A 14,970-nucleotide genomic window follows, 5' to 3' on the forward strand; every position below is an offset into this window, starting at 1 on the left:
CTCCGCCTTGGCGCGCGCACCCCGCCCCGGCGCACGCCCAATCCACCCTGGGGCGCGCCCACTCCGCCCCGGCGCACGCCCACTCCGCCCTGGCGCACGCCCAATCCACCCTGGGGCGCGCCGACCCCGCCCAGGCGCGCGCCCGCCCCAGCACAACTCACCCCAGCACACTCACCTCCGCACGGCTCGCCCTTGCACAACTCACCCCCCGCACGGCTCGCCTTCGCACGGCTCGCCTTCCACGGTTCCGTTTCGCACGGCTCGGCTTCGCGCGGCGGGCTCGGCCTCGCGCGGCTCGGCCTCGCACGGCTCGCCTTCGCACAGGTCGCCTTCCACGGTTCCGCTTCGCATGGCTCGGCTTCGCATGGCTCGGCTTCGCATGGCTCGGCTTCGCATGGCTCGGCTTCGCACGGCTCGCCTCCGCGCGGCTTGCCTTTGCGCCGCTCACCTCGCACAACTCACCTCCGGACGGCTCGGCCCGCGCGGGCTCGTACAGCTCGGCCCGCGCCGGCTCGCCCTCGCACGGCTCGCCTTCGCACGGCTCGGCTTCGCATGGCTCGGCCTCGCGCGGCTCGCCCTCGCACGCCTCGCCTGCGCACGGCTCGGCCTGCGCGGCTCGCCCTAGCACGGCTCAGCCTGCTCGGCTCCCTCCGCACAACTCGCCTCCGTACGCCTCGCCTTCACACGGCTCGGCCTGCGCGGCTCGCCCTAGCACGGCTCGGCTTCATACGGCTGGCCTTCGGACGGCTCGCCCTCGTACGGCTGGCCTTCCGATGGCTCACCTTCGTGCGGCTCGCCTTCGCATGGCTCAACTTCGCGCGGCTCGGCGTCGCGCGGCTGGTCTTCGCACAGCTCGGCCTTGCGCCGCTCTCCCCGCAGGGCTCAGCTGGCCTTCGCACGGTTGGCCTTCGCGCTGCTCGCCCTCACACCGCTCGCCTTCGGATGCCTCGCATTCGGACGGCTCGTCCTCGTACGGCTCGGCCCGCACGCGGCCTTGCACGGCGCGGCCTCGTACGGCCGGCCTTCGCGCGGCTCGGGCTTCGGCGACTGACCTTCGCGAGGCTTGGCCTGTAGAGCTTGGCCTGTACGGCTCGGACGGCACCACGCACCCTGTACGGATCGCCCTCGCCCCGCACAGCCTGCACGGCTGGCTTTCGTACGGCTCGGCTAAGCATGGCTTGCCCTTGCACGCCTCGGCCTGCGTGGGCTCGGGCAGCACGGTTCAGCCTGCATCGCTTGGCGTGCACGGGTTCGGCCGGGACCTCTCCTAGGCACGGTTCGGCCGACGCCGCGGGGCTTGGACCGCTCAGCATGCATGACTCGGGTGGTTCCTCATGAGGCCGCGCAGGCGGCGCCCCGGAGGCAGCACTCGGGCGGACTCGTCGCCCTGCACGGCTCTGCCTGTACCTCTCGGGGTGGGCCTTCACCGGCCCCGCTTAGGTGGCACCCCTCGGAGGCGCCCGTGCGGCCGACGCCCCTCGGCCGGTTCCACTCTGGCCGCACTGGCACCGCTCAGGCAGTGCCGTTGCGGCAGCGCCCTTCGGGCGGTGCCGGTCGGGCGGCACGGGTGCGGCCGGTGCCCCCGGCAGTGCCGGTGCGGCCAGCGCACTTCGGGCAGGACCCCACGGGCGGTGCCGGTACGGCCGGTGCCACTCGGGCGGCGCCACTCGGGCGGCGCCGATACGGTCGGCACCCCTCCGGTAGTGCAGGTGTGGTCGGCGCCCTTCGGGCGGCCCCTTCGCCCGGCCCGGTCGGCCGGTACCACTCGGCCGGTGCAGCTTGGGGCACCGCGCGGGGCGTATCGAGGCGTAGCCCCTCAGGCGTAGCCTCCTGAGTGGTGCTTGTCGTGGTCGCTCCCGAAGTGTCCCTCCGATGATGTCCGCCGAGTTGCCCCACGGCGCGACGCAACTGGTAGTCCCCGCGCGGTGTCTTCGGGCAGTGTCCACCGAAGATGCTCCCGGTGGCGCCCCGGGAAAGAACGCCCACGTGAACCCCCAGGCCCCTCGCCAGGTGGCCATCGGCGCTTGTCGTCAGTGCTGCTCGTCTAGGCAGGTTGCCGTCACCTCTGCCTCGGGCTGCCCCGAGACGCCTTCTCACCTCGTGGAAGCGGCTCGCACCAAGGTCTCCGCCGCGGCCTTCGCTCTGTCGGCCGCACCGGGGTCGCCGGTGATGCCCGCGATCACCGTCGCGCCTTCGAGTAGCGCGAAGATCTGGTCGCCGAGCTCGTCGGAACCGGCCACGGTCCGCAGGTAATCCCGCACCAGGTCCTTGTGCTCCCGCACCACCCGCGCGACCCCCGGCGCCCCCTCCCCGAGCTCGCCGAAGGAGTTGATGAACGCACACCCCCGGAAATCGTCCTCGCTGAACCACTGCCGCAGCCAGTCGAACACCGCCGGCACCGCCTCGGCCGGTGGCTGGGCCCCGACGTACTCCGCGAGCGACCTGCGCCACCGCTCATCCCGGCGGCGCAGGTAGGCCTCGACGAGGTCGCTCTTCGCCGGGAAGCACTGGTACAACCGCTTCAGCGACACGCCCGACCCCGACCGGATCGCGTCCATGCCCACCGCCTGGATACCCCGCGCGTAGAACAGCTCCTCAGCCGTGTCGAGCAGCTTCGCCCGTGCTTCGTCGTGGTCCATCACACCCGGTCCTTGCGTGGAGAACGTTCGTTCTCTAGGGTAGCGCACCAGTGGAGAACGCTCGTTCTCCGAACGTGGAGGAGCCCCCGTGTCCGACCGCCCGCCGTTCCCGCCCTTCGACGAGACCACTGCCGCCCAGAAGGTCCAGGCCGCCGAGGACGCCTGGAACACCAGGGACCCGGAAAAGGTCGCGCCGGCCTACACCCCGGACTCGGTCTGGCGAAACCGCGACCAGCACGTCATCGGCCGCGACGCGATCGTCGAGTTCCTGCGCCGGAAGTGGGATCGCGAACTGGACTACGCGCTGCGCAAGGAACTGTGGGGCTTTCGCGGCAACCGGATCGCCGTGCGCTTCCAGTACGAATGCCGCGACGCCGGTGGCCAGTGGTGGCGCAGCTACGGCAACGAACTCTGGGAATTCACGGAGAACGGCCTGATGCGCCGCCGCGAGGCGAGCATCAACGACACCCCGATCACCGAATCCGAGCGCCGCAACTTCGGCCCCCGCTCAGAAGCCGAGCGCGGCCAGCCGCTCCCGGTGTTCTGACCGCCCGGACTCGATCGGCGCGGCCGTGTGCGAACCGGCCGTCCACTTCGTACGTGCGGTGGCCTGCCCGCGCAACGCCGCCTCTCGGCGAGTGGTTCACCGACCCAGTTGCCGAACGGCCGCGGGCGGCCTTGCGCCCACGAACCGCTCAGCGGGCGGACTTCCTTGTGCCGGCGGCAGTTCCGCGTGCGGCGCGCTGGCGAGTGGCGGGCTTCGCGGCCACGGTCGGCGGCTCGGGGTTCAGCACGTTACCCGTCGGGATCTTCGGGCGTCCCAGCTCGCCGTGGTCGCGGATGCGCGCCTTGCGGTAGACCTCCGCGGTCGTCGCCGCGATGCGGGCCCAGTCGAAGTCGTCGGCGAGGCGGGCCTGCGCCGTCCGCGCGCGGCTCTCCGCGGCCTCGCGGTCCCGCAGCACCGAGTTCACCGCCGCCGTCAGTGCGGCCACGTCCCCGGGCGCGAACGACAGTCCGGTGACCCCGTCGACGACGACCTCGCCCAGCCCACCGGCCGTCGAAGCCACCAGTGGCGCGCGCGCGGCCGCCGCTTCCAGGGCGACGATCCCGAACGGCTCGTACCGGCTCGGCAGCACGACCGCGTCCGCCGCCGCCAGCACCGCCCGCAACTCGCGGTCCCGCAGGTGCCCGGCGAACTCGACCGCGTGCTGCATCCGCATCCGCCGCACCTGCTTGACCAGCTCGTCCAGGTGCCGCCCCCGCCCGGCGACCACCAGCCGCGTCCCGCGATGCGCGCGCCGGATCTTCGGCAGCGCCGACACCAGGTCCTGGACGCCCTTCTCCCACTCCAGACGCCCGAAGAACAACAGCAGCGGCTCACCACCCGGCGCGTACTTCTCCCGCGCCCGTGCGACCTCGTCCGCCGCGACCTGCCAGCCGCGTTCCTCGATGCCGTTGTGGATGACCGTGATGTCCTCCGCCGACACCTCGAACAGCTTCGCGACCTCGGCGCGCATCGCCTGCGAGCACGTGATCAGCGCGTCCGACCGGTTCGCCAGCCACCACTCCACGGAGTGCACCTGCTGGTTCAACGGCTGCGACAGCCACCCCGAGTGCCGGCCGGCCTCGGTCGCGTGGATCGTCCCGACCAGGGGCCGCCGGAGCGCGCCCGCCAGGCTGATCGCCGGGTGCGCCACGAGCCAGTCGTGGGCGTGCACGACGTCCGGCTGCCACGACCGCGCCAGCTCGAGCCCCGCGCGCACCATGCCGTGGCCCATCGCCAGGGTCCACGCCACGAGGTCCCGCTCGAACGTCACGTGCATCGGATCCTCGGCGACGCGGATGATGCGCACGCCTTCGACCACCAGATCCGTCGTGGGGTGCGTGTGCGCGTCGGTGCCGGCCGGATGCCGCGAGAGGACCACGACCTCGTGCCCGTCCCGGACGAGATGCCGGGCCAGCGCGTGCACGTGACGGGCCAGCCCGCCGACCACGACGGGCGGGTACTCCCAGGACAGCATCAGCACGCGCATGACAGGAGGTTACTCACTGGTCAACTAAGAACTGAACCGCCCGAAGACCCCGTATGTTCGGGAGTGATCTCGATCACAAGGTGCGGGGCTGGGGGGATGGGGTGAGGTGGGCGCGCACTGCGCCGGCTTGGAGCACGGGGGGCCGAAGGTGGGTTGGTCGGGGGTAACGCCGCTGGTGACCTGCGGTGCCCGTGGTGCGCGAGCGCCCGGACGGGCGGCGGAGCTGGGTGGTGGGAATGGGCGCGGGGTGCTGGGTGCGGCTGCGGGGAGTGCCGCCCGGGCGGAGTTGCCGTGGGGCCGGCTGGTGTTCGGAGTGTGCGGCCGAGTCGGGTCGGTGGGGGGCTGACCGCGGGGCGTCAGCGCGAGCTGCTGCCCCGCGTCAGAGCTGCCGCGCGTCCAGCTGGCCGAATGGGTTGTCCTGGCGGGCTCGGCGCTCCAGGTCCGCCGGGAGGGGGCCCCGGCCGATCCAGCTCGCCAGCTCGTCGAAGCGCGCGGTGTGCACGGCGGCCCGCCGGCGGGCGTAGTCCGCCGCCGAATCCTTCGTCACCATGAACGCCCAGTCGCTCGACAGGGCCATCATCGCCTCGCCGACCGCCCAGTCCGCCACTCGGTCGCGAGCGCCGGAACGCGGCACGGCCAGCAGCCGCTCCTGCAACGCCGCGTTGTCCGCCACCATGTCCGCCACCTGCTCGCCGTCCCAGACGCGCCAGTCCTTGCCCGAACCCCACGACGACGCGGGCAACTCCACCGGCGAACCGACCAGGCCGGCCGAAACCGCGCCCCGCAGCGTCGTCACCCGCACGCCCGCCTCCGGCAGCGCCCGCAACACGCCTTCCAGCCACGCCGGGCCCTCGTGCCACCAGTGGCCGAACAACTCCGTGTCGTAAGCCGCCACCACCAGCGCCTCGCGGCCGTGCTGCGCCCGCAACGCACGCAGCCGCGAGACCACCGTCTCCACGAAATCCTTCACGTGCGTCCGCAGCGTGTCCGCCGCCAGCGCCGGGTCGTACGGCGCCTTGTCCGCCGGCTCCACCTGCTTGCCCGTCACCCGCGACGGCTTCAGCCCCACCTCGTGCGCCCACGTGTGGAAATCCCGGTAGTTCGCGTGACCCGGATAGCCCGCCCGCGGCGACCACACCCGGTAGGTGACCTCCAGATCCCGCCCGAAGCACAGCACGTCCGACGAACCCACCGGCCGCGCGAACGCCGTGTCCCCGTGCAGCGACGGACCGTCGACCAGGAACCGCCGCACGCCGGCCGCCGCGTAATCCTCCTCCATGCCCGGCGCGTAACCGCACTCCGGCGCCCAGATCCCCGCCGGACGGTGCCCGATCCGCACCGCCGTGTCCGCCAGGCCACCGCGCAACATGAACGACCGCACCCGCGGCTGGAGCAACGGCTGGAAGGGATGCGCGTACGGGCCACCGAGCAGCTCGATCACCTCGGAGTCCACAAGGGACCGCAGCACCGGGGAAAACCCGTGCCGCCACCGGGTTTCGAAGTCCTCCAGCGACCGCGTCGCCGTGCGGTACTCCACCGCGGCCAGCTCCCGCAGCAACGGGTCGTCCCGCCACAGCGTCCCGGCCTGCACGGTCCGCAACTGCCAGTGCCCGAGCCACTCGTGGAACGCCCGCAGCGCGTACGGATCGTCCAGCTGGGCCGCGAGCACCGGCGTCACGCCGAGCGTCAGCACGTCCCGCCTGCCCTCGGCCGCGAACCGCCGCAGCAGGTCCACCACCGGCAGGTACGAGTGCGCCCACGCCTGGTACAGCCACTCCTCGCCGACCGGCCACGACCCGTGGTGCGGCAGCCACGGCAGATGGCTGTGCAGCACCAGGCAGAACGTCCCCTCGCCGGTCACGGCCGCACCGCCACCGCGACCAGGTCCAGGCTCGCGTCCACCCGTTCGCCGTGGATCTCGAAGTCCGCGGCGCGGATCGCCGCGATGTCGGCCAGCAGCTCCGGCGGCCACGGCGCCTGCCCGGGCAGGTGTCCCATCACGACCTCCAGCTGCGCGTCGATGATCGACCCGCCGTAGCGGGCGTCCAGCGCGCGCACCCCCGGCCCGTGGTGCAGGCCGTGCAGCAGCTCCACGTGGAAACCCGCCTCCCGCAACAGCGAATCCAGCTCGTCCGCCGCGAGTTCCCTGGTGTGGAACGGGTTCAGCGGCGTGTCGCTGTCCGGGGTGAACGTGAGCCGGTTCGGCGTGGTCACCAGCAGCCGCCCGCCCGGCCGCAGCACGCGACGGCATTCCGCCAGGAACGCGTCCTGGTCCCACAGGTGCTCGATGACCTGGAAGTTCGCGACCACGTCGATCGCGCCGTCCCGCAGCGGCAGGTGGACCAGGTTTCCCCGGGCCGTCCACACCTGGGGATAACTCCGCGCGACGTGCTCGGTCGTCGGCTGGTCGTAGTCGAGCGCGAGCACCGACTTCGCAGCCGAGGCGATCAGCCCGGCGCCGTAACCCTCACCGCAGCCGGCCTCCAGCACCACGGCGTCCGCGCACCACGGCAGCAGCGCGTGATAAGCCGCTTCGTGCCGCCGGAACCAGTAGTTCTCCTCGGCGATGCCCGGGACCGTGCGTTCCCCGGTCAGGTGCAGTGCTTCGGCGCGCGACGTACTCACCCCGGCGACACTACTGGGTGGTTCAGGGCCACTTCCGCAGCACGACCGACCACGACGAGGAGTCGACGCGGAACTCGGGCACCGGATTGCCCGCCTTCGCCATGGCCGAGCGGATCCGGAAGATCCCGCGGCCGAACCGGTTGACGTAGCCCAGCGCCTTCATCGCGCGGGCCAGGTTCGGGTTGCGGTAGTCGTGCACGCGGTCGAAGTTGTCCGGCCGGACCTGGCCGTACGGGCCGCCCGGGTTGGTCACCTCGATGCGGTCGTCGAACCAGGTGATCCGCACCGGCGCGTGGGAGGTCTCGTAGTCGCGGTGCATGACCGCGTTCATGCACGTCTCCCGCAGCGCCTCCAGCGGGTAGTCGGGCAGCTGCTCCTCGCGGAAGCCGTCGCCGTCGGTGAGCCGCGTCCGCAGGTGGCCGCTGAGCAGCGCGCTCAGCCGCACCGCCGTCTCCACCAGGTTGCCGCGCAGTTCCTGCTGGTCCGCGACCGGAGCGTCGGGGTCGAGGCCCTGGTAGCGGACGAACTGGACGTAGGCGCCGGGCACGTGCGCGCTCGGGTCGCGCCCGATCGTCAGCACGCCGAGCGCGGTCGGGACGCCGCCGGGCGTCGTCAGCCGCAGCCAGGCGAGGTCCTTGGCGACCGGTCGGGAATTTTCCTCCAGGGCCTCGCTCGCCACGAACGACGGGAGGTACGTGGTGCGGAACAGGCGCACGTCGAGGTCGCCCTCGGCGGCGGTGGCCAGGGGTCTGCTGTCGAAGGGGCCCGAGGCGAAGCGGCGGAGGTCCGGCTGGACGTGCTGGTCATCCCGGATGCTCGTAGCCGTGTGCACGGTGACGGCTCCCCTCAGTAGCAACAGTGCGAGCTGAGGCGTAACCCTATCGGGTGAGTGAAGTACTCCGTTGCGGTTCCGGGGGAAACGATCCAACAACTCGGGGGCTGTCACGTTCCGGTCGGCCGTGTAGTCCGCATGGCATGCGACTCGCGATACTGACGCTGCTCGCCCTCACCGGCCTCGTGGTGGGCTTCTGGGCGGCGGTCCTGCCGGAGAGCTTCTACGGCGACTTCCCGGGAATCCGGCCCAGCTGGGTCTCGCTGGACGGCCCCTACAACGAGCACCTGGTCCGCGACGTGGGCTCGATGTTCCTGGCGCTGGGCGCGCTCGCCGTCGGGGCGATCGTCGTCCGGACCACGACCGCCGCGCGCCTGGCCGGCGTCGCGTGGCTGGTGTTCTCGGTGCCGCACGCGATCTACCACCTGATGCACCTGCACGTGTTCCCGCCGCTGGACCAGGTGCTCAACGCGGTCTCGTTGCCCGGCCTGGCCCTGCTGGCGCTGGCGGTCGTGCTGCTGCCGGAACGGGTCAGTACGGACGGCGACCGTGCCCGCTCACGCGTGCCTTGAGCCGGGCGATGGCCGACCTGGCCTGAGCGCGGCGGCGGGGGTCGTTGGCGAACTGCTGGGCCTGCCGGATGGCGCGCTTGCCCTGCGGGGATTTCGCGAATCGGGCGATCTTGTTGAACAGCGAAGCCATTCCGTCCTCCAGGGCGGTATGCCGGTTTCGTCACCCGGTCAACGGACGGAGTACCCCGGTGGTTCCTGCGCTAAGCCGGGGAGACCGTGATGCTCAGCGCACCCGGCCCGACGTGTGCGCCGATCACCGTGCTGGCCTCGACGATGCTCAGCTCCGTGACGTGGGGGATCCGGTCGCGCAGCTGCTGCACCAGCATCAGCTCGCGTTCGGTGGGGCGGAAGCAGGAGATCGCCAGGTCGGTGGGCAGGCTGCCGGCCCGCTCGGCAGCCAGGTCGACGAGCTTGGCCAGCGCGCGCCTGCTGCCGGCGGCTCGCGCGAGCGGGGCCACTTCGCCGTCACGGACCGTGAGCAACGGCTTGATCGACAGCGCGGTGCCCAGCAGCGCGGCCGCGCCGCCGATCCGCCCGCCCCGGCGCAGGTACTCCAGCGTGTCCACGTAGAGCAGTTCGCTGCTGGTGGAGAACCTGCGCTGCGCCGCCTCGATCACCCGCTCGACCCGTCCGCCCGCCGCGGCCGCCCGTGCCGCGGACAGCACCGCGAAGCCGAGGCTCATGCCGGTCGTGCCGCTGTCCACCGGGTACACCGGGATCTGGACCTGCTGCGCGGCCTCGCGCGCGGCCAGCAGCGTGGCCGACATGCGCTGGGAGATGTGCAGGCTGACGATCGCGCTCGCGCCGGAGGCGGCGGCGTCCTGGTAGGCCCAGAAGAAGGCGCCCGGATCGGGCGGGTTGGTGCTGACCCGCTGCCCGGACCTCAGCGCCTGGGTCAGCTCGCCCCGGTCGAACCGGTTCTCCTCGTCGACCTGGTCCCCGACCCGCAGCTGGAGCTGGATGACGGTGATGTCCCACTGTTTCCGGAGCTGCTCGGGCAACGAAGCGGTCGAGTCGGTGACTACGGCGACGTGGTTGGGCACGGGAAGTGAGGTTAGACCGAAAGCTCGATCGGGGTAACCCGTCCGCGCAAGCCGCCACTTGGAGTAGCCTGGGCGTATCGGAGATAAAGCTGAACGATCGTCCCGATAAATCGGGATTCCGGGTGAATGCCGTCACCTCGGGGCGCGTCGGCGGCCGAATCTCCCTACGCTACCGACCAGTAAAGGCTGGTTCAGGGAGGTCGAAGGGGACCAATGACGAACATTGTTGTCCTGGTCAAGCAGGTGCCGGACACCTACTCGGAGCGCAAGCTCTCCGACGGTGACCACACGCTCGACCGCGAGTCCGCCGACGCCGTTCTCGACGAGATCAACGAGAAGGCGGTCGAAGAAGCGCTGAAGATCAAGGAAGCCGGCGAGGGCGAGGTCACCGTGATCTCGGTGGGCCCGGACCGCGCGACCGACGCCATCCGCAAGGCCCTGTCGATGGGCGCGGACAAGGCCATCCACGTCTCGGACGAGGCCCTGCACGGCTCCGACGCCGTGGCCACCGCCAAGGTGCTCGCCGCCGCCGTCGGCAAGGTCGAGGGCTACGACCTGGTCATCGCCGGCAACGAGGCCTCCGACGGCCGCGCCGGCGCCGTGCCCGCGATGCTCGCCGAGCTGCTCGGCCTGCCGCAGCTGACCCAGGTGCGGTCGCTGACCGTCGAGGGCGGCACCGTCAAGGCCGACCGGGAGACCGACGACGGCCTGACCCACCTCGAGGCGAACCTGCCCGCGCTGGTGAGCGTCACCGAGAAGATCAACGAGCCGCGGTACCCGTCCTTCAAGGGCATCATGGCCGCGAAGAAGAAGCCGGTGGAGACCCTGACGATCGCCGACCTCGGCGTCGACGCGGGTGCGGTCGGCCTCGGCAGCGCGCTGTCCACTGTGGTCGAAGCGGCCCCGAAGCCCCCGCGCACCGCGGGTGAGCGCGTCGAGGACGAGGGTGACGGCGGCAGCAAGATCGCCGAGTACCTGGTCGGCCAGAAGATCATCTGAGGCAGGAGCAACGGAGCAATGGCTGAAGTTCTGGTTCTCGTCGACCACCTGAACGGCGAGCTCAAGAAGACCACGTTCGAAGCGCTGACCGCCGCCCGCGAGCTGGGCGAGCCGTCGGCCGTCGTCGTCGGTGCCCCGGGCACCGCCGGCAAGTTCAAGGAGCAGCTGGGCGCCTACGGTGCCCAGAAGGTGTACGTGGCCGAGTCCGAGGACGCCGCGAACTACCTGGTGACCCCGAAGGTCGACGCGCTGGCCAAGCTGGTCGAGCAGACCTCCCCGGCGGCGGTGATCGTCACCGCGTCCGCCGAGGGCAAGGAGGTCTCCGGCCGCCTGGCGATCCGCGTCGGCGGCGGCCTGATCTACGACGCCGTGGGCGTGAACTCCGACGGCACCGTGGAGCAGTCCATCTTCGGTGGCGCGTACTCGGTGAAGTCCAAGGCGCAGGGCCTGCCGATCATCTCGGTGCGCCCGGGTGCGGTCGAGGCGTCGCAGGCCGAGGGCGCGGCGGCCGAGGAGGCCGTCGAGCTGCCCGCGGTGGACGCCGCCAAGTCCGCGAAGATCACCGGCGTGGAGCCGGTCGTCGGTGGTGACCGCCCCGAGCTGACCGAGGCCACGATCGTGGTGTCCGGTGGGCGCGGTGTCGGGTCGGCCGAGAAGTTCGAGGTCGTGGAGAAGCTGGCCGACTCGCTCGGCGCGGCTGTCGGCGCTTCGCGTGCCGCGGTCGACTCCGGCTACTACCCGGCGCAGTTCCAGGTGGGGCAGACCGGTAAGACGGTCTCGCCGCAGCTGTACGTCGCGCTGGGCATCTCCGGGGCCATCCAGCACCGGGCCGGCATGCAGACCTCGAAGACGATCGTCGCGGTCAACAAGGACCCCGAGGCGCCGATCTTCGAGATCGCGGACTTCGGTGTGGTGGGCGACCTGTTCAACGTCGCGCCGCAGCTGACCGAAGAGGTCACCAAGCGCAAGAGCTGACGCTCGCCCGAGGCAGGGGCCACCGCCGGGTTTCCGGCGGTGGCCCTTCGTCGTGTCAGGTCTTTCGCGGGCCGTTGAACGCGTGCTCGCGCACCAGGCCGTCCACGCTGTCGCCGAAGACGCGGGCGTCGTGGTCCGGCGTGGGTTCCTCGACGGGGCGCGCGGGCGTGCTCGGCACCTGCTCGGCGCGCAGCCGCGGCACCGCGTAGGGGTGCTTGCCGCGCACCCAGTGCACCAGCCGTTCCCGCACCAGGCAGCGCAGGTCCCACAGCGTCGGCGCGTCCACCGCGCTCACCAGTGCCCGCACCCGCACCAGGGTGTGCGTCGCGTCGGTCACCTGCAGCACGCTCACCCGGCCGTCCCACAGGTCGGTCGACTCCAGGATCCGCCGCAGCTCGTCACGCATCTCGTCGACCGGCATCGTCCAGTCCACGTCCAGCTCGACCGTCCCGAGCAGCGCGGCGTCGCGGCGGGTCCAGTTCTCGAACGGCTGCGACATGAACTGCGCGGTCGGGATGACCAGCCGCCGGTCGTCCCACAGGTGCACCACCAGGTAGGTCAGCGTGATGTCCTCCACCCGGCCCCACTCGTTCTCCACGATCACCACGTCGTCCAGCCGGATGGCGTCGCTGAACGCGATCTGCAGGCCGGCGAACACGTTGCCCAGCAACGACTGCGCGGCCAGAGCGGCGATCGCGCCGATGACCCCGGCCGAGGCGAGCAGGCTGGTGCCCGCCGTGCGCAGCCCGGGGAACGTCATCAGCATCGCGCCCAGCGCGAGCACCGCGACCGCCGCCACGATCACCCGCCGCACCAGCCGGATCTGCGTCTGCATGCGCCGCGCGTGCCGGTTGTCGGCCACGTCGACGCGCCAGCGGGTGAGCATCGTCTGCTCGATCGCGGTCAGCACGCCCGCGAGCAGCCACGCCCCGGTCCCGATCAGCGCCAGCGTCAGCAGGTGCGACGTGACGGCGCGCCACGATCCGGTGGGCAACGCGACGAGCACGGTGATGCGCAGGACGACCATCGCGCCGAACCAGCGCAGCGGCCGGTGGATGTACTCGGCCAGCTCACCCAGCAGGGTCGCGCGCTGCCCGAGCCGTCGCAGAACCCGCCGCAGCACGTACTCGACCGCCAGGAACAGGCCGAACACCAACGCCGCCACACCGAGCGCCACCACGATCCGCATCCAGCTGCCGGACATCCCTCTCACTTCCGTTCGGCACCACGTTCCGTGGGGCCATACCCCGATCGAGTGGATCTCAAGACTTGAGCCTCGTCACGCCCGGCTTCCTGAGAGAACCCTGAGAACCCGTGGTTCATCCAACGTGCACGAGGTGGTCACGCGATGAACCTCCTGGCGGTTTCCTTCCCGCCGGTACACCTACACACATGACGCGGTCCCAGTTGCTCGTCAGCACCGACAGCCAGGACGGCCAGCTGCCCGAGGGCGCTGCCCGGTACTCCCTCCTCGTCGCCTACGACAACGAGGAAGTCGTTGCCGCCCAACGACTCCGCTACCAGGTCTTCGCCGAGGAGATGGGTGCCCGGCTGCACTCCGCGCCCGGCCTGGACGCCGACGAGTTCGACGAGTTCTGCGACCACCTCGTGGTGCGCGACGACAACACCGGCGAGATCGTCGGCACCTACCGGATGCTCCCGCCGGGACGCGCCGAACGGGCCGGCGGCCTGTACGCCGAGACCGAGTTCGACCTGTCCAACCTCGCCGGGCTGCGGGGTTCGCTGGTCGAGACCGGCCGCTCGTGCGTGCACCCCGACCACCGCTCCGGCGCCGTGGTGAGCCTGGTGTGGGCCGGCATCGGGCGGTACATGCTGCTGTCCGGCCACCGCTACCTCGGCGGCTGCGCCTCGGTGCCGCTCACCGACGGCGGTTCCTACGCCGCGGGCGTGTGGGACGTGCTGCGCGCCAAGCACTACGCGCCCGAGTCGCAGCGCGTCTGGCCGCTCAACCCCTGGCCGGACGCCGGTATCGCGCGGCCGACGCGGTCGGTGCTGCCGCCGCTGATCAAGGGCTACACGCGGCTCGGCGCCAAGGTCTGCGGCCCGCCTGCGCACGACCCGGACTTCGGCGTCGCCGACTTCTTCACCCTGCTCGACCTGCAGCGGATGGACGAGCGCTACCTGAAGTTCTTCCTCGGGCACCAGGCATGAGCCACCCCTGGATGCCGGCTTCGCCGTGCGGGAACGGGTGCCTGACGCCGGGCGCCCCGACGGTCGGCGCAGCGCGGCGCGCGCTGCGGTTCACCGCTGCTGCCGCCGTGGTGCTGCTGGCCTTCGCCGCCCTGCCGGCGCTGTTCGTGCCGCGGTTGCGGGAACCGTTGGCGCGCCGGGTGTTCCGCGGTGTGCTGCGGGCGTTCGGGGTGCGGCTGGTGGTCCGGGGTGAGCCGCTGGACGGCGGTGGCCGCGGTGCGCTGGTGGTGAACAACCACATCTCGTGGCTGGACATCGTGGCGGTCAACGCGGTCCGGCCGATGCGCGCGCTGGCGAAGAAGGAGATCGCGGGCTGGCCGGTGCTGGGCACGCTCGTCGCGCGTGGCGGCAGCATCTTCCTGGACCGGGAACGGCTGTCCACCCTGCCGGGCACGATCGACGGCCTGGCCGCGGCGCTGCGCGGGGGTTCGCTGGTCAACGTCACACCCGAGGGCACCACGTGGTGCGGGCTGGCGTCCGGCCGGTTCCGACCGGCGACCTTCCAGGCCGCGATCGACGCCGGGGTCCCGGTGCGGCCGCTCGCGCTGCGCTACCGGATGGCCGACGGCCGCGAGACGACCCAGCCGGCGTTCATCGGACCGGAATCGCTGATCGACTCGCTGAAGCGGGTCGCGGCGCTGCGCGGCCTGGTGCTGGAAGTGACGGTGTGCGGGGAGATCGCGCCCGGGCGGGCCGCGGATCGGCGGGAGCTGGCCGGGCTGGCGGAGGCTTCGGTGCAGGCGGCTCTGGGGAATGTTGTGCAGCGGCGGGTTGTGGTCGCGAGGCGCTACGCGCGTATCTGAACTGCGCCGGCTTCGCTTCGCTACGCCCGGATTGGTGCCCTCCCGAACCCGATCTTTCAGTGTTCGGTTGCCGAGAAGTCGCGTCAAGGCGGGAAAGCGTGCCTTGACCCGACTGCTCGGCAACCGATGTGGGCTGGGGATCGGGTGCGGGAGGGGGAGTGGTTCGGGGGGTTGTTGCTTAGCGTTGCCGGGGGGCGGGTGTGTTGGTTTGTTGTGCGCCGTCCAGGGCTGGGCGGGT

14 protein-coding genes are annotated in these 14,970 nt (G+C 71.7%); 6 read left to right on the top strand and 8 right to left on the bottom strand.

Annotation, left to right across the window (positions count from 1 at the left end; translation table 11 throughout):
• Positions 1-2,093: 2,093 nt before the first annotated feature.
• Complete coding sequence (locus tag D0D28_RS33805; protein ID WP_094007448.1) at positions 2,094-2,639, bottom strand: TetR/AcrR family transcriptional regulator; 546 nt, start codon at positions 2,637-2,639, stop codon at positions 2,094-2,096.
• A gap of 88 nt (positions 2,640-2,727) precedes the next feature.
• Between D0D28_RS33805 and D0D28_RS33810 the strand changes: the two genes are divergently transcribed.
• Positions 2,728-3,186 (top strand): nuclear transport factor 2 family protein, encoded by a 459-nt coding sequence (locus tag D0D28_RS33810; RefSeq protein ID WP_116115221.1) that lies wholly within the window; start codon positions 2,728-2,730, stop codon positions 3,184-3,186.
• 148 nt (positions 3,187-3,334) lie between these two features.
• On the opposite strand, the gene D0D28_RS33815 is transcribed toward D0D28_RS33810, so the two are convergent.
• The 4 genes from D0D28_RS33815 to D0D28_RS33830 form a co-directional block, all read right to left on the bottom strand.
• Positions 3,335-4,672, bottom strand: coding sequence for a glycosyltransferase family 4 protein (locus tag D0D28_RS33815; protein WP_240323457.1), 1,338 nt, complete (start codon positions 4,670-4,672; stop codon positions 3,335-3,337).
• A gap of 379 nt (positions 4,673-5,051) precedes the next feature.
• A complete protein-coding gene (locus D0D28_RS33820) occupies positions 5,052-6,533 on the bottom strand; it encodes a 1,4-alpha-glucan branching protein domain-containing protein (RefSeq protein ID WP_116115223.1) in 1,482 nt (493 codons plus the stop codon).
• Positions 6,530-7,297, bottom strand: coding sequence for a class I SAM-dependent methyltransferase (locus tag D0D28_RS33825; protein WP_094007445.1), 768 nt, complete (start codon positions 7,295-7,297; stop codon positions 6,530-6,532). The genes D0D28_RS33820 and D0D28_RS33825 overlap by 4 nt, the downstream gene beginning before the upstream one ends.
• A gap of 22 nt (positions 7,298-7,319) precedes the next feature.
• Positions 7,320-8,129 carry an ATP-binding protein gene (locus D0D28_RS33830; protein ID WP_116115225.1) on the bottom strand — a complete coding sequence of 270 codons (810 nt, stop codon included), beginning with the start codon at positions 8,127-8,129 and terminating at the stop codon, positions 7,320-7,322.
• Between the two features lie 143 nt (positions 8,130-8,272).
• Here D0D28_RS33830 and D0D28_RS33835 point away from each other — a divergent pair, with 143 nt between their 5' ends.
• Positions 8,273-8,701 carry a hypothetical protein gene (locus tag D0D28_RS33835; RefSeq protein ID WP_094007443.1) on the top strand — a complete coding sequence of 143 codons (429 nt, stop codon included), beginning with the start codon at positions 8,273-8,275 and terminating at the stop codon, positions 8,699-8,701.
• Here the strand turns inward: D0D28_RS33835 and D0D28_RS36415 are convergent.
• Together D0D28_RS36415 and D0D28_RS33840 are read right to left on the bottom strand one after the other, a co-directional pair.
• Complete coding sequence (locus D0D28_RS36415) at positions 8,661-8,831, bottom strand: hypothetical protein (protein ID WP_167481608.1); 171 nt, start codon at positions 8,829-8,831, stop codon at positions 8,661-8,663. The two genes, D0D28_RS33835 and D0D28_RS36415, sit on opposite strands and share 41 nt — an antisense overlap.
• Before the next feature lie 70 nt (positions 8,832-8,901).
• Positions 8,902-9,744 carry a DegV family protein gene (locus D0D28_RS33840; protein ID WP_116115227.1) on the bottom strand — a complete coding sequence of 281 codons (843 nt, stop codon included), beginning with the start codon at positions 9,742-9,744 and terminating at the stop codon, positions 8,902-8,904.
• A 213-nt stretch (positions 9,745-9,957) separates the two neighbouring features.
• Here D0D28_RS33840 and D0D28_RS33845 point away from each other — a divergent pair, with 213 nt between their 5' ends.
• Both D0D28_RS33845 and D0D28_RS33850 read left to right on the top strand, forming a co-directional pair.
• On the top strand, positions 9,958-10,743 hold the full coding sequence (locus D0D28_RS33845; protein ID WP_094007441.1) for an electron transfer flavoprotein subunit beta/FixA family protein: 786 nt from the start codon (positions 9,958-9,960) through the stop codon (positions 10,741-10,743).
• An 18-nt stretch (positions 10,744-10,761) separates the two neighbouring features.
• The gene (locus D0D28_RS33850) at positions 10,762-11,718 is read left to right on the top strand and encodes an electron transfer flavoprotein subunit alpha/FixB family protein (protein WP_094007440.1); all 957 of its coding nucleotides are present in this window, start codon (positions 10,762-10,764) and stop codon (positions 11,716-11,718) included.
• Between the two features lie 55 nt (positions 11,719-11,773).
• Here the strand turns inward: D0D28_RS33850 and D0D28_RS33855 are convergent, their stop codons facing one another.
• Positions 11,774-12,922, bottom strand: coding sequence for a mechanosensitive ion channel family protein (locus D0D28_RS33855; RefSeq protein WP_116115229.1), 1,149 nt, complete (start codon positions 12,920-12,922; stop codon positions 11,774-11,776).
• A 188-nt stretch (positions 12,923-13,110) separates the two neighbouring features.
• Here D0D28_RS33855 and D0D28_RS33860 point away from each other — a divergent pair, with 188 nt between their 5' ends.
• Both D0D28_RS33860 and D0D28_RS33865 read left to right on the top strand, forming a co-directional pair.
• Positions 13,111-13,890 carry a GNAT family N-acetyltransferase gene (locus tag D0D28_RS33860; protein WP_116115231.1) on the top strand — a complete coding sequence of 260 codons (780 nt, stop codon included), beginning with the start codon at positions 13,111-13,113 and terminating at the stop codon, positions 13,888-13,890.
• The gene (locus D0D28_RS33865; protein WP_116115232.1) at positions 13,887-14,732 is read left to right on the top strand and encodes a lysophospholipid acyltransferase family protein; all 846 of its coding nucleotides are present in this window, start codon (positions 13,887-13,889) and stop codon (positions 14,730-14,732) included. The genes D0D28_RS33860 and D0D28_RS33865 overlap by 4 nt, the downstream gene beginning before the upstream one ends.
• The last annotated feature ends 238 nt before the right edge of the window (positions 14,733-14,970 follow it).

The sequence above is a fragment of the Amycolatopsis ruanii genome (genome assembly GCF_003385175.1).
Classification (GTDB): domain Bacteria; phylum Actinomycetota; class Actinomycetes; order Mycobacteriales; family Pseudonocardiaceae; genus Amycolatopsis_E; species Amycolatopsis_E thermalba.

Bases quoted from the DNA above. Each gene is read 5' to 3' on its own strand.
- D0D28_RS33805 (WP_094007448.1), bottom strand. From the start codon at position 2,639: ATGGACCACGACGAAGCACGGGCGAAGCTGCTCGACACGGCTGAGGAG.
- D0D28_RS33815 (WP_240323457.1), bottom strand. From the start codon at position 4,672: ATGCGCGTGCTGATGCTGTCCTGGGAGTACCCGCCCGTCGTGGTCGGC.
- D0D28_RS33835 (WP_094007443.1), top strand. From the start codon at position 8,273: ATGCGACTCGCGATACTGACGCTGCTCGCCCTCACCGGCCTCGTGGTG.
- D0D28_RS36415 (WP_167481608.1), bottom strand. From the start codon at position 8,831: ATGGCTTCGCTGTTCAACAAGATCGCCCGATTCGCGAAATCCCCGCAG.
- D0D28_RS33845 (WP_094007441.1), top strand. From the start codon at position 9,958: ATGACGAACATTGTTGTCCTGGTCAAGCAGGTGCCGGACACCTACTCG.
- D0D28_RS33850 (WP_094007440.1), top strand. From the start codon at position 10,762: ATGGCTGAAGTTCTGGTTCTCGTCGACCACCTGAACGGCGAGCTCAAG.
- D0D28_RS33855 (WP_116115229.1), bottom strand. From the start codon at position 12,922: ATGTCCGGCAGCTGGATGCGGATCGTGGTGGCGCTCGGTGTGGCGGCG.
- D0D28_RS33860 (WP_116115231.1), top strand. From the start codon at position 13,111: ATGACGCGGTCCCAGTTGCTCGTCAGCACCGACAGCCAGGACGGCCAG.
- D0D28_RS33865 (WP_116115232.1), top strand. From the start codon at position 13,887: ATGAGCCACCCCTGGATGCCGGCTTCGCCGTGCGGGAACGGGTGCCTG.